13 protein-coding genes are annotated in these 13,338 nt (G+C 58.1%); 6 read left to right on the top strand and 7 right to left on the bottom strand.

Translation table 11 applies throughout. The features are described from left to right. Positions 1–3 precede the first annotated feature (3 nt). From COHPA_RS23040 to COHPA_RS0106415, 5 genes are read right to left on the bottom strand one after another with little or no spacing between them, the layout of a single operon-like run. The gene (locus COHPA_RS23040) at positions 4–564 is read right to left on the bottom strand and encodes a GNAT family N-acetyltransferase (RefSeq protein WP_027085377.1); all 561 of its coding nucleotides are present in this window, start codon (positions 562–564) and stop codon (positions 4–6) included. After that, complete coding sequence (locus COHPA_RS0106430; protein WP_245590330.1) at positions 561–1,730, bottom strand: YheC/YheD family endospore coat-associated protein; 1,170 nt, start codon at positions 1,728–1,730, stop codon at positions 561–563. The genes COHPA_RS23040 and COHPA_RS0106430 overlap by 4 nt, the downstream gene beginning before the upstream one ends. After that, complete coding sequence (locus COHPA_RS0106425; protein ID WP_027085375.1) at positions 1,730–3,103, bottom strand: YheC/YheD family protein; 1,374 nt, start codon at positions 3,101–3,103, stop codon at positions 1,730–1,732. The genes COHPA_RS0106430 and COHPA_RS0106425 overlap by 1 nt, the downstream gene beginning before the upstream one ends. Next, a complete protein-coding gene (locus COHPA_RS0106420) occupies positions 3,084–4,256 on the bottom strand; it encodes a YheC/YheD family endospore coat-associated protein (protein WP_084760418.1) in 1,173 nt (390 codons plus the stop codon). Before COHPA_RS0106420 ends, COHPA_RS0106425 begins: the two co-directional genes overlap by 20 nt. After that, positions 4,231–5,598, bottom strand: coding sequence for a YheC/YheD family endospore coat-associated protein (locus tag COHPA_RS0106415; RefSeq protein ID WP_027085373.1), 1,368 nt, complete (start codon positions 5,596–5,598; stop codon positions 4,231–4,233). Before COHPA_RS0106415 ends, COHPA_RS0106420 begins: the two co-directional genes overlap by 26 nt. A gap of 143 nt (positions 5,599–5,741) precedes the next feature. Between COHPA_RS0106415 and COHPA_RS25470 the strand changes: the two genes are divergently transcribed. Next, on the top strand, positions 5,742–5,900 hold the full coding sequence (locus tag COHPA_RS25470) for a hypothetical protein (RefSeq protein ID WP_156926605.1): 159 nt from the start codon (positions 5,742–5,744) through the stop codon (positions 5,898–5,900). Further along, positions 5,893–6,891: an MBL fold metallo-hydrolase gene (locus COHPA_RS0106405; protein ID WP_027085372.1), complete on the top strand. Its 999-nt coding sequence runs from the start codon at positions 5,893–5,895 to the stop codon at positions 6,889–6,891. The genes COHPA_RS25470 and COHPA_RS0106405 overlap by 8 nt, the downstream gene beginning before the upstream one ends. A gap of 52 nt (positions 6,892–6,943) precedes the next feature. Here COHPA_RS0106405 and COHPA_RS0106400 read toward each other — a convergent pair whose 3' ends face one another. Further along, positions 6,944–7,492, bottom strand: coding sequence for a phosphatidylglycerophosphatase A family protein (locus COHPA_RS0106400; protein WP_027085371.1), 549 nt, complete (start codon positions 7,490–7,492; stop codon positions 6,944–6,946). 119 nt (positions 7,493–7,611) lie between these two features. Between COHPA_RS0106400 and COHPA_RS0106395 the strand changes: the two genes are divergently transcribed. From COHPA_RS0106395 to COHPA_RS0106385, 3 genes are all read left to right on the top strand, one after another. Continuing rightward, positions 7,612–8,685, top strand: coding sequence for a GerMN domain-containing protein (locus COHPA_RS0106395; RefSeq protein ID WP_027085370.1), 1,074 nt, complete (start codon positions 7,612–7,614; stop codon positions 8,683–8,685). Positions 8,686–8,860: 175 nt separating this feature from the next. After that, positions 8,861–9,604 carry a ribonuclease PH gene (gene rph / locus COHPA_RS0106390; RefSeq protein WP_156926740.1) on the top strand — a complete coding sequence of 248 codons (744 nt, stop codon included), beginning with the start codon at positions 8,861–8,863 and terminating at the stop codon, positions 9,602–9,604. Further along, entirely contained in the window at positions 9,601–10,242 is a 642-nt protein-coding gene (locus COHPA_RS0106385; RefSeq protein WP_027085368.1) for an XTP/dITP diphosphatase, read from the top strand. The genes rph and COHPA_RS0106385 overlap by 4 nt, the downstream gene beginning before the upstream one ends. A 794-nt stretch (positions 10,243–11,036) precedes the next feature. Here the strand turns inward: COHPA_RS0106385 and asnB are convergent. Beyond that, complete coding sequence (gene asnB, locus COHPA_RS0106380; protein WP_027085367.1) at positions 11,037–12,893, bottom strand: asparagine synthase (glutamine-hydrolyzing); 1,857 nt, start codon at positions 12,891–12,893, stop codon at positions 11,037–11,039. A gap of 111 nt (positions 12,894–13,004) precedes the next feature. Here asnB and COHPA_RS0106375 point away from each other — a divergent pair, with 111 nt between their 5' ends. Beyond that, positions 13,005–13,334 (top strand): hypothetical protein, encoded by a 330-nt coding sequence (locus tag COHPA_RS0106375; protein WP_027085366.1) that lies wholly within the window; start codon positions 13,005–13,007, stop codon positions 13,332–13,334. The last annotated feature ends 4 nt before the right edge of the window (positions 13,335–13,338 follow it).

The raw sequence follows: 13,338 nt of genomic DNA, 5'->3' as shown, positions 1-13,338 counted from the left end.
TCGTCACCTCCGCGCGGGCGTTGCCGGCAACGCTTGCGTATCGTCGTCCGCGCGATGACCGAAGACGACGTCCGAGATCGACCGGTCATCGGTTTGAGCGTTGCCGTCCTCTTGGCTGCTTCGTACGAATCGAAGCGTCGGCTTGCCCGTCGGACCGGTTTCGAGCCCGACGGCGACGAGTCCGGCGGCGAAGCACATCGCTACGCTCGCCGCGTTGTCTATGGCAACGTTGCAGGTCAACCGTCCCCAAGGCTCAGCCAATACGCCGAGCAGCTTGCGCCCGACGCCGCGCCCCCTGAGGGCGGGATGCACGGTGACCAGGCACGCGGATTCGCCGAATTGGACGGCGAAGGCGACGCCCGCCGGGCAGCCGCCCTGGGTATAGGCGACCGCGATCGCGGTTCCCGGTTGCGCGAGCTCCGCTTCGCTCACGAGCAGCAGCTTCTGCCAGGCGAGCGCCGTAATTCTGCGTTCGCCGTGGCGTCTTACGAAGCGAAGCAATTGAAACCGTCCGCTCTCCCACTCTTCGGGCTTGAGCAACCGATAATCCAAGATGACGCTCACAAGGCTGCGCCCCCTTTGAATTCTTTCTTCTGCTGATGCAAATACAAGCTGTATTGGAAAATCCGTTCGAGCGATTTGTTGCGGATGTGCGGCTCGTCGAACTTCATCGGTTTGGAATTCGCTTCGAAAAACCAGACGTGACCGGTCGTGTCGACGCCGAGATCCATGGACATCTCGCACATCCGGGTATGGGAGGAACGTTCGATCTGCCGCGCGAGCGTCAATGCCGTATCGCGCACTTTGCTCAATACTCTGGCCGATTTCTCCCGGCCGAATATCGAAGTCAGCAGCCGCTCGGGATCTTCGATATACCCTCCGCGCGGAACATGGGTCGTTATGCTGGAATCGCCGGCGACTCTTGCGCCGACGCCGGTAAGCTCCCATTTGCCCAGACCGTTCTTCTGAATGAGCGCCCTTAGATCGAACGGCCGGTCGTTGACCGTGGCCAGCGCAATGCCCTGCTGCGCGATATAGGGCTCTCCAAGAGCTGCCGATTGCTTAAGCACTTTCCCCCACAGACGCTTAAGCGTCGTGCAATTGTACGTCGAACTGCCTTTCTCCTCTTGGATTTGCAGCCGATAAGGCATATTCTTCTCCGGCTGCACCCTAACGGTCATGATGCCGACGCCGGCTTTGCCTCTTACGGGCTTCAAGTACAGGAGCCGGTGTTTGCGCAGCAGTCCCGTCAGCACGCCCGACCGCGTCAGCTGTCTCGTCACCGGGATATATTGGCGCGTCGATCGGCTCTGGTGAAGCCATTGGAACAGCGACCATTTGTTGAAGAAGCGCCGATTGAACAGCTTGATGCCGGGATGCTTGGAGATCGCGGCAAGCTTGCGCTTCACTCTTAACAGCCGTTCGTCTTCGCGTTGGGGGATCCGGTTGTATACGATCGTCGGACGCGGGAACCAGGCAGAATGCCAAGTTTCCCGCGACGAGTCGTACGTGTAGCCGAGAACCCTCGGGGCGGACAGCTTAAGGTCCTTGGTCGTCAACACATAAGTGAGAATGCCCATCTTCTTGCCGGTTTTCAGTAAATCCGCGAAGTTGTTCCGATTGCCCCGGAACATCTGCAGATCGTCGTCGATCGTCAGGATGGCGACGACGGGAAGGTCCGCGTTCGTCTCCACGATTCTCGGTTCGGCTTCAAGGGACTTCGGAATGATCAAGCCTCATCCCTCCTGCGGAATTTGCTCAAATACAAGCAATGCTCCAGAATATATTGAAGCGACGCCTTGCCTTGCTCCTTCAGCGCCGGATGCTTGAAGATCGACCGGCCCGGCTTCGCGTTCGCCTCGAACATCCATACTTCGCCGTCCCGGTCGATGCCGATATCCAGGCCAAGCTCGCCGAGGGTATGCGAGTAGTTTCGTTCGATCGCTTCGGACAGCTTAACGGCGATCCCTTTCGCCTTCTGCAGCACGGTGTCGGCTTGGTCGCCGAACGTCCTGCTGAGCGCCTGCTCCGGCGTCATGAGCGATCCGCCGTTCTTAATATGGGTCGTAACGCTGCCTCGTCCGGCTTTCTTGGCGCCGATGCCGGCGACGACCCATTTGTTATTGCCGTCCTTGTGCATGTGGAAGCGGAAGTCGATCGGGCAGCTATCGATCTCGACGAGCCGGATGCCTTGTTGCACGACGTAGCTGCTTAGCCCGCTGCCATGCCTGGCTCGCAGCATCTTCATGAGGCTGGCGAAGTTGCTGAAGCGAAGCAGCACGTTGCCGCCGTTCCGGCGATAGCGAACGAAATAGCCTCTTCGCGGATGATAGGTTAATCGATAGATTCCGATGCCCAAGCTGCCGGCGGTCGGTTTATAGTAAAGAAATTGGTGCTTCTCCAGCAGCTCCCTGATTCGCTCGGGGGTGGGATTATTCACCGATTCTGGCAAGTGGCGCAGCGCCTCCACGTCGTTATCGAGCAGCTTATAAACGTCGGATTTGTTGAAGAAGCTCCAGTTGAAGAACGGAATTCTTTTTCTTAGGAATCGTTCCCTCAGCGACGTGATCGGCATCGTCGTCTCGGCTCGCCTGCTGGTCAACCGGTTGTAGACGACGTCGGGCAGCGGCACGACTCTTCTCACCCAACCTCCGCCGCCGTCGAGGAACCAGGCGTTGACGGTTTCTTGCTGCCAGTTGATGTCGCGGGGAGTAAAGGCGAAGAAATAGGCGCGCTTTTGCCCAAGCCGGAGCAATTCGCGGACGAAGCCGGTTCTGTCGCCGAAGGGCGCGACTTGCGAGCGACCGCCGTCGGTCAGGACGCCGATTAACGGTCCGAGCTGGATTTCGTTGCCGTCGTCAGCCGAGACGAAGACGTTACCGGACTTCGGTACCCTTACGGAACGCCGTAATCCGGCGGACATATAGACGTGATTGCCTTTGCGTTTAATCGTCCTTACGGTGGCGGGAACGGTATCCCGTCCGAGCTTCACGTTAACTGATTTGCGTCCGCTCAGCTTTAACAGCTTCGCAAGCGGGCTGGATAACCATACGATCCGCTCGGGCTGTTGCGTGAAATGGACGTTACATAGGGTCAAACTCATGAATTACCCTCCCAGATGGTCGAAGCAGAATTGTGCTGGCATAGGACAACGGCATAGCGAGGGCTCGCTCGGCCGCATCGTCGCCGGCGAACTTCATCGCCATGCGTCCAGGTTTGGAATTTGCCTCCAGAAACCAAAGTTTTCCGCTTCGGTCGACGCCGAAGTCAAGTCCGAGCTCCGCGAATCTGCCGAGCGTCTCTTCGAACCAATCAGCAAGCGCCAGCGCTGCCCCGCGAATGTCTTGTTCGAGCGCCCGAGCCTTCTCCGAGCCGAATAGCGGGCTTAGCGCCGCGCTTGCCGGTTCCGCTCGTCCGCCTCCGTGCAAGTTGGCGGTCACCGTTCCTTGCGAGCCGATGCGGGCCGCGACCCCGGTTATCGTCCAGCGGCCGCGCTCGTTCTTCTGCAGAAGCGCCCTTAGATCGAACGGCTCGCCGAAGGCGGTCCGAAGCTCGAGCAGGGGCTGCATGATATAAGCGCGAGAGCCGATCCAGCGATGAAGACGGGCGAGGGCGTCGCGTTCGCTTCGGAAGGAGCGAACGAACGGGCGATTGCTACTTGTTCGGCCGGATAATAAGGCCGAGCCGTCGGCGGCGCGTTCGAACGCGACGACCCGCCTGCCTTGACTGCCTGCCGCCGGTTTAAGGAAAGCCGAGTCGCCATGCTCGCGAAGCCATCCGACAAGCGAGTTCGTTCCCTCGTACGCGGCGGTCGGAGGAACGAGCGGCGAGAACTTCTTCTCTCGCGAAAGCAACTCGCCGATTATCCGTTTGTGCGGCAGCCGGCTGTTCAAGAATGTGAGCGGCCGAACGGCGATTATGCGATCAAGCGCAGACCGAAAACGCCGCTTCTCCGTTTCGGAACTCGGCCAAGCGCGATCGTAGACGACGCGGGGCAGCTCGCTAACCCGCGGCATCCAGCGCTGTTCGCGTTTGCTCCAGCTCCATCCGTTGACGGAGTTGCTGCGTGCGTTCCAGGTCCATGGCGCAAAAACGACGAGCGATATGCCGAACCGTTGCGCGACGAGGCTGAGCCTGCGAATGTACGCGTCCTCGGCGAAAGGCAAGGAGCCGTCCCGTTCGCACACGAGCACGCCGAGCACGCGCGAGAGCTCCTCGCGGACGGCCGTTCTAGAAACCGGAGATGTAGCGCGCATATTGAATGATCATCCGCACGGAAGGGCGGATTTTCCCCTCGGTTAAAGGTGTATTATCGTTCTTGGACGGCTTGGAGTTCACTTCGAGCAGCCATACTCTGCCGCCCGTATCCAATGCGAGGTCGATGCCAAGCTCCGCGAAATGCGCCGGAACGTGCGTATCGATGCCCTTGGCAATGTCCAACGCGGCTTTCTGAAGACGCGAGTATGCGCTGCCTCGCTGCGAGACGGGCAAATTGGACCTGGAGACGGCTTCCTTGACCTTCGATAACGTCCCTCCGCGCGCCAGGTTGGAGACGAAGTGACGGCTGCCCGCCGTGCGGCCGACAATGGAAGTAAGCGTCCACTTGCCGGTCATGTTCTTCTGGGTAAGCGCCCTGAAGTCTACGGGGCGTCCGCCGACCTCGATGAGCGACAGCCCTTGCTGGATCTGATACTTGGTCTGCTTCATCTTCGGGGCGATCGCGGCGAATAGCTTCGTCAAGCTGGCGAACGGCTGTCTTCGGGTACCGCCCATCGTCGCGAAAGACGCCATCCAATTATCGGGGCCGATTCGCGTAATGCGAATAATTCCTTTGCCGAGACTTCCTCTGACCGGTTTAAGGAACACGGAGCTGTAACGGGAGCACATGCTTTTGAGCTGGCTGACGTTATGAAGAGAGTGCGATTCGGGCAAATACTTGAGTAGCGAGCCGTCTCTCTTCAGCGCGTCGAATACTTCGGCCTTGTCGAGGAATTTCTCGTTGAATACGTGAGAGTTGTACTTTTGCCGGATTTCTCTGATGAATTGCTGTACGATCGGCAAGTTTTCCAGCTTCCGCTGGGTGAGACGGTTGTTCACGACGTCCGGAGCGGGAAGCGTCAGGCGGTGCCAGCCTCTGGCGTACACCCATCCGTCGACGGACGAGAGATTGGACCCGATTCCGCCTGGCGTAAAGAAATAGACGTAAGCGCCTTGCGCCCGGCATGCGTCCGTCAACTCCCGGCAGAACATCGTGATGTCGCCGAACGGCTTGTCGGGATGGCTTGGATGGTCTCTGCTGACAAGCACGCCGATGACCGGGCCCAGAGACAGCGTTCGCGAGCTCGACTGATAACGCAGGCGGATCGGAGTTCCGGCGTAAATTCCCATCCGCCTCGCAAGCGTCTGGCTCATGCGCAACCCGTTAAACTTCGGCACGGGGACGAGGGTAACGGAGTGGCGGAATGAACCGAACTGAACATTAACTTGTTGCTGGGCCGGAATTTTCCACGTTCTCATCAGCGACTCCGCCAGCATCAGGACATTGTCGGACAACATGCTCGAACTGATGATGTGGACATCGATTTTTGGGGTGGACATTCTCTTACTCCTTCCACCGTTCGATTGCCATGGCAAGGCTTTGATAGGCTCCTTCCCGGGGGCTCGCGAGAATACTCCATTGTATGAGGACGAATATCTATCGGTGATTGCCCCTATCACATTGGGACGGGGAGGATGGGAAGTTGGGGTATAACCGCGTTAAAGGTGACGGGTCGGCTTATCTGCAGGTGAAAGGTAACCATCCGCCGAGCGAACGGCTTGGCAACCTAAACCGATTCGGGTACGATGAGATTGGAGCAAGCAGGCTATGGGAGACGGAGTGGCACAAGATAGATGAATGATAAAATGGATTACGCGAGCTTGCCCGGCGGCTGGATTCAAGCAAGGGTGCCGCTGCCTTTTGCGTTGAAGCGGGTGAATAGCTACCTGCTGCCGGAAGAGGACGGAGGATGGACCGTCGTCGATCCCGGCCTGAGGACGGCAGATACGATCTCCTATTGGGAAGAGACGTTAAGCCAATGCGGAATCGCATGGTCTCAGGTTCGGAGAGTCGTGCTGACGCATCACCATCCCGACCATTACGGTCTGGCCGGATGGTTTCAAGAGCGGAGCGGCGGTGCACCGGTCTATATTTCGCAGGTCGCGCTTGATGCGGCTCGCCGCCTGTGGGGAGAACGGGAATCGTTCTCGGGCGAGCTGACGAACGCTTTTCTGGCACACGGGCTCGCTTCGGAGCTAGAAGCGGACATGCGGGAGCATCTCGTATCGTTCAGATCCAGGGTCGCGCCTCATCCGGCCGACGTACGGATTCTCGAGCCGGGCGGCGAGTTTCGCATGGGCGGCGCGAACTGGCGCTTGATTCGCGGGGACGGTCATGGACCGGGGCACTTGAGTTTCTACGATCCGGATTCACGGCGCATCCTTTGCGGCGATCAAGTGTTGCCGGATATTTCGCCGAATATCGGCTGGATGCCGAATGCGGATCCGAATCCGCTGGATTCCTATCTATCCAGCATCGCCGCCATGCGTACGCTCGAGGTCAATATGGCATACCCGGGGCATCGCGAGCCGTTCGCGGCGTTCCGCGAACGCGTGGCGCAGCTGCTCGATCACCATGAGCGTCGTCTGTCCGGAATGGCCGAGCTTATGGGCGATTCCACCGTCACCGCGTTCGAGATGTGCGAAATGCTGTTCGGAGCAAGATTGCGCGGCAACGCGCATAACCTTAGGTTCGCGCTAGCGGAGACGATCGCCCATCTGATCATGCTCGAGCATCGGGGCGTCGCCAGGCGAACGGAGGAAGCGGGAGTCGTTCGATACGAACGTCGATAAACGAAAGGAGCAGATCCGCGATCTGCTCCTTTCGTTTATGCCGTGGTTACCGTTAATCGCTCCCGACGCTCTTGGCTTGCTGCTGCTCTTCGCGCTCCGCTTGTTTCCGGTGCGCAAGCCGGCTCGACGCCGCAGCCGCGATCGCGCCTACGATGTCGTCGAGGAACGTATGAATTTGGCCGCTGCTTTTGTCGTTCAATTTTTTGAGTACGCCGGGTTTGAATTTATCGATGTAGCCGAAATTCGTGAAGCCGATGCTGCCGTAGACGTTCACGATGCTGAGCGCGAGCACTTCGTCGCACCCGTACAACCCTTCGTCGTATTTGATCATATCCTGCAACGGGGGAAGCAGCTTGCCTTCCTCGGCAAGCACGTCGAGCTGAATGCCCGTCAGGATGGCGTTCTGCACCTCGCGTTTGGATAGGACGCGTTCTACGCTGGCCACGCATTCGGCGAGCGTCAGCTCGGGGAAGTAGTCTTTCTGCAGCAGCATGACCAATTGCCCGATCTGTTCCTTCGATACGCCGCGCTTCGAGAGCCACTGCTCGGTCGACTCGGCGACGAATTTGCTGTTCAGGCGGTAGACGTTAGGCTCTGACATGAACAACACCTCTCTTGTCTTAAGGACAAACCATACATATTTGTCCAGGGGGCTCGTATACATAGTACTATTAATTAGGGAGACGAATTAACGGCGATCCCTAGCGGGAGGAATAGTACATGAAAGCGAATATCGATCGGTTCATCAGGCGGAAAATGGCGGCGTCGGTCCTGCTGCTGCTCCCGCTGATCGCGGCTTGCGCGCAGAACGGCAATAACGGCGGGCAACAGGCGGCGATCGATCCTCCGCCGGCAGACATCGAGAGCGCGATGCTGCAGGAAATCAGCGGGACAGCCGATAACGCGTCTGTAAGCCAGGATCAACTTACCGTATATCTTATGGACCGCAACGGATATTTGGCACCGATGACGCTGGGCGTTAATTTGACCGGCGAGTCTACCGGCGAGGTCGCGAAGGAAGCGCTCGCTTGGATGACGTCGGACAACAAGCTGAAAGATCAACTGCCCGAAGGATTTTCGGCTATTCTGCCGACAGGGTTGACAGCGGAAAGCATTAACGTCGACGAATCCGCCGGTTTAATGAACATCGACTTCGCGGGTCCGATGCCGGGTATGATCGCGGCTGACGAACGCCACCTGCTTGAAGCGATCGTGTGGACGATGACCGAGCTACCGGGCATCAACAAAGTGAAGTTGTCGGTAGGCGGCCAGCCGCTTCGCAGCCTGCCTTCCTCCCGCATGCCCGTGTACGACATCTTAACGCGCGCGATCGGCATTAACGTCGAGAAGGCCAAGGGCGTGGACATTAATCGTTCGATGGCGGTCACGCTCTATTTCTCCTCGCAATCGGAAGCGGGAGAAGGGTATTTCGTACCGGTCACCCGGGTCATCGATAGAACGCCGGATCGCGCTCGCGCCGCGCTGGAGCAACTCATCAAGGGACCGTCCGATACGGCAACGCTTAAGCCTGTTTTCAAGACGGCGATGACGATCGAGCAACTAAGCTTGCTTGCCGACACCGTGAACGTCTCGCTTAAAGACGAGGAACTGAAGGCGAAAGCCGACGTCCCGGCCGAGACGATGGAGGCGCTCGTTCTAACGTTGTCGGAAGCGACGGGCGCGCCTCAAGTACGGGTCGTCATGAACGGAGACGATTCGTTCTTGGATTCCGAAGACCGGCCTTACGATCAACCGGTGCTCCGTCCGTCGGCCGTTAATGCCTTGGAACAATGATCCCTATGCGCCTTCGGCCGGTTATGCCGGTCGGGGGCGTTTTTCGCTATGTAACCCAATTGTTGCCAAACGCGGGCGAGTTCATGCGAGTAGAACCGAATCCGCGCTGGATGCTTTTGTTTCGAGACTTTGGTAGAATGGGGAAGATTCAGTACGTGGGAGGCAAATGATGATCATGAGATCCGATGGCAGACAACCCCGTGACCTGAGAGCTTTCTCGGTCACTCTTCACCCGAATAAATACGCGGAAGGCTCGGTGCTTATCGAAGCGGGAGACACGAAAGTGTTATGCACGGCAAGCGTCGAAGAGAGGGTTCCGCCTTTCTTGAAAGGGCAAGGCAAAGGCTGGGTAACAGCCGAGTATTCGATGCTTCCCCGGGCTACGCATTCCCGCAATCAACGGGAATCCGCCAAAGGCAAACTAACCGGAAGGACGATGGAAATCCAACGTTTGATCGGGCGCGCGCTTCGTTCCGTCGTCAATCTTAACGCGCTCGGCGAACGGACGATTACGCTGGACTGCGACGTCCTGCAGGCGGACGGCGGTACGCGGACGACTTCGATTACCGGCGCATACATCGCGCTCGCGCTGGCGATCCATAAGCTTGACGCTACGGTCAAGTTCGAACGTTATCCGTTAACCGACTATTTGGCTTCGATCAGCGTTGGCGTCATGGATGAGCCGATCGTGGATCTGAACTACGAAGAAGATTCCAAAGCGAAGGTCGATATGAACGTGGTGATGACCGGCTCGCGCGCGTTCGTGGAGGTGCAGGGAACGGGCGAGGAAGCCCCGTTTTCCCGCTCGGAGCTGGACGGCATGCTGCAGCTTGCGGAGGAAAGCATTCTGCGGTTGATCGAGCTTCAGAAAGATACGCTTGGCGACGCGGGAGCGCGGATCGGCGGAGGCAAGGCATGATCCGGCGCGGCGCAACGCTGTTGATCGCGACCCGTAACGGCGGCAAGACGAAGGAGTTTCGCGAAGCGTTCGGCGCGATCGGCATCGACGTCAAAGATTTGCGCGATTTCGAGGGAATACCGGAGATCGAAGAGACCGGCGAGACGTTCGCGGATAACGCCTTCATTAAGGCGAAGGCAGTCGCCGAAATCGCATCGCTACCCGTGCTGGCAGACGATTCGGGCTTGTGCGTCGACGCGCTCGGCGGCGCCCCCGGCGTCTACTCGGCGCGATATTCCGGCGAAGGCGCGACGGATGCGAAGAACAACGCGAAGCTGCTCGCGGAGCTTGCATCGGTCGGCGCTAAGGCGGACGCCGGCGGCGCGGGAGAGGCGGAAGCGCTAAGCGCCGCGCGGTTCGTATGCGCGCTCGCGCTGTACGATCCCGCCGACGAAAGCATTGTACAGGTCGAGGGCACGGTCGAGGGCTATATTCTGCGCGAGCCTCGCGGTGCCGACGGTTTCGGCTACGACCCGCTTTTCTGGGTGCCGTCGCATGGCCGAAGCATGGCCGAGTTGACCGTCGCGGAGAAGAACGCGATCAGCCATCGGGGCAAAGCGCTCGCGGAGCTAATCGGTAAGATCGAGGTAACGGAATAGACACGATGAAGGACCGTATCTCCAGCACATGTAGTGCAGGCGAACGGTCCATTTTTATGCCTTTACATCGATATCCCCGTCGCTCAGGAGCAGGGTGGAGTACGCGACATTATAACGATATCCCCGTCGCTCAGGAAGGGAAATAAGCGCACGAAGTGTCACTAAATACGCCGAAAGACCGAGTCACGAGGAAATAAGCACACGAGGTGTCACTAAATGCTCAGAAAGACCGAGTCACGAGGAAATAAGTATACGAGGTGTCACTAAATGCTCAGAAGGACCGAGTCACGAGGAAATAAGCACACGAGGTGTCACTAAATGCTCAGAAAGACCGAGTCACGAGGGAATAAGTATACGAGGTGTCACTAAATGCTCAGAAGGACCGAATCACGAGGAAATAAGTATACGAGGTGTCACTAAATGCTCAGAAAGACCGAGTCACGAGGAAATAAGCACACGAGGTGTCACTAAATGCTCAGAAAGACCGAGTCACGAGGAAATAAGCACACGAGATGTCACTAAATGCGCGGAACGAGCGCGAGCGCTCCCTGAGCGAAGGGGATATCGATGAAAGGGGCCTCGCAGCCATATATAACACCGATCCCCTTGCTCCCTGAGCGAAGGGGATATCGATGCAAGGGGCTTCGCAGCCATATATAACACCGATCTCCTTGCTCCCTGAGCGAAGGGGATATCAATGCAAGGGGCTTCGCAGCCATATATAACACCGATCCCCCTTGCTCCCTGAGCGAAGGGGATGTCGATAAAAAGAAGCCCAGCCAACCAAACGCGCCTTACAGCACGATCCGAACCTTATAGTGCCTGAGCCAGAAATCCATCTGCAGCAAATAGGCGAACAGCTGCGGGCCGGACATGAGCTGCCCGAACCATGGCAAGTGCGAGCTTGCGTCCGGATTGGCAGCCAGCTCCCGCACGCGGGAGGAGTTGATGAGCGGCAGCAGCGGAGAAGACGGGTCGTCAAGCCTCTCCAACAATCGAGTGCGCACGGCCGTTAAGTAGTTCGGGTTATGCGTCTTCGGATAAGGACTCTTTTTGCGGTAGAGAACGTCGTGGGGCAGAACGCCTTCGAGCGACTTGCGCAAAATGCCTTTTTCGCGGTTGCCCGCGGTCTTGATTTCCCAAGGGATGTTCCAGACGTACTCGACGAGCCTATGGTCGCAATACGGGACGCGCACTTCCAAGCCGACGGCCATGCTCATCCTGTCTTTGCGATCGAGCAACGTCGGCATGAACCGGGTAACGTTCAAGTAGCTCATTCGGCGCATGCGCCTGCGAGCCTCGTCCTCGCCCGGCAGCTCGGGAACTTCGCCGATCGCCTGCGCGTACCGATCCGCTAAGTAAGCCTGGGGCTGCAGCTTCTCGCGAAGCTCCGGCGACAGCAAGCCTGCCCGCATTCCCGTCGCCAGCGACCAAGGGAACGTCTCCGCCTGCAGCGCTTCCTCGCGATGAAACCACGGATATCCGCCGAATATTTCGTCCGCCGCTTCGCCGGAAATCGCGACGGTAGCTTCCTTTTTGATCTCTCGGCAGAATAAATACAGCGAAGCGTCGATGTCCGCCATGCCCGGCAAATCCTTCGCCAATACGGCCGCTTCCAAAGCGTCCACTAATTCGGGCGTGTCGAACTGAACGGGATGATGGACGGTGTTCAGATGCTCGATCATTCTCGTAATCCAAGGAGCGTCGGCGTTCGGCTGAAAGTCGTGGGATTTGAAATGCTTGTCGTTATCCACGTAATCGACGGAGAACGTATGGACGCTGCCTTGTCCTTCCCGCTCGTAATAAGAGACGGCTAAAGCGGTCAACGCGCTGGAATCGAGGCCGCCGGACAGCAACGTGCATACCGGAACGTCCGACACCAACTGCCGTTCGACGGTATCTGACAGCAGCGCGCCGACGCGCTCAGCCGTTTCTTCCTCGCTATGCTCGTGCGGAGAGCTCTCGAGCTGCCAATAGGCGGTAATTCTCATGCCGTCCCGGTCGTAATGCATGCAGTGTCCGGGCTTCAGCTCGAAGAAATCCCGCCATACGCCATGCCCCGGCGTACGAGCCGGACCGATGACGAACAGCTCGGCGAGACCTTCCGCGTCGACTTCGGCGGGAACGTCCGGATGGGCCAATATCGCCTTCGGCTCCGAGCCGAACAGCAGACGACCTTCCTCCCGGCGATAAAAAAGCGGCTTGACGCCAAGCCGGTCCCGTGCCATAAATAGTTTCTCCTCGTCGGTTCTCCAGATCGCAAAGGCGAATATTCCGTTGAACTTCTCGACGCATTCCGATCCCCATTCCACGTAAGCAAGCAGCAGCGCTTCCGTATCGCAAGTCGTGCGGAAGCGGTAGCCGAGCGATTCCAGCTCCTTGCGAAGCTCAGGCGCGTTGTATAGTTCACCGTTGTAGACGACGATGCAATCGTGGTGATCCGCGTTTTTCGCCCTCCGTATCATCGGCTGCGCCCCGCCAGCGGGATCCATGACGGAGAGCCGGCGATGCCCGAACGCGCAATGCCGCGACAGCCAGGTGCCGGATGCATCCGGACCGCGCAATTCCAACGTTTCGGTCATTTTCTCGATCGTATCCGCCTGCTTCGTTAGATCTTCGTTCCAATCGATCCAGCCGGTTATTCCACACATACGACTTCACCTCATCAGATGATATGCGAAATAAGGCATAAAATGTATGTCCTCGGGGAGAAAATACATTACGGAAACGGTACGATACCGGGAAAGGAGCCCCGTGGCCTAATGACTGAAGCTCGTGTGCCGGATCACGAAAGAAAGACGTATTACGTCTCGGTAGGGGCGGGACAAGTGCTGGAAGACAAAGAAGCGGCGCCTTTCGAGCTCGTCATTCGCGCGAACGAAGAGGAGCTTAACAAGCTGCAGGAGCTGTTCGAGGAAACTTCCAGCACGGACGAAGCGGGAGCCTTTACGTTCGACAGAAATCCGCTCGTAAGCGATCCCCCGGAGGACGAGACATACGACGGATTGATCCGGGACGTTTACCGCTTGCTGCACGAGCTGGGTACCGAAGAGACGAAACGTCATATCGAGTCGATGAACATTTTACAATGACACA

Origin of the sequence: Cohnella panacarvi Gsoil 349 (assembly GCF_000515335.1) — a bacterium.
Lineage (GTDB): Bacteria > Bacillota > Bacilli > Paenibacillales > Paenibacillaceae > Cohnella > Cohnella panacarvi.
Note: the sequence above shows the minus strand (reverse complement) of the source record. Positions and strands in the feature narration are given on the sequence as shown.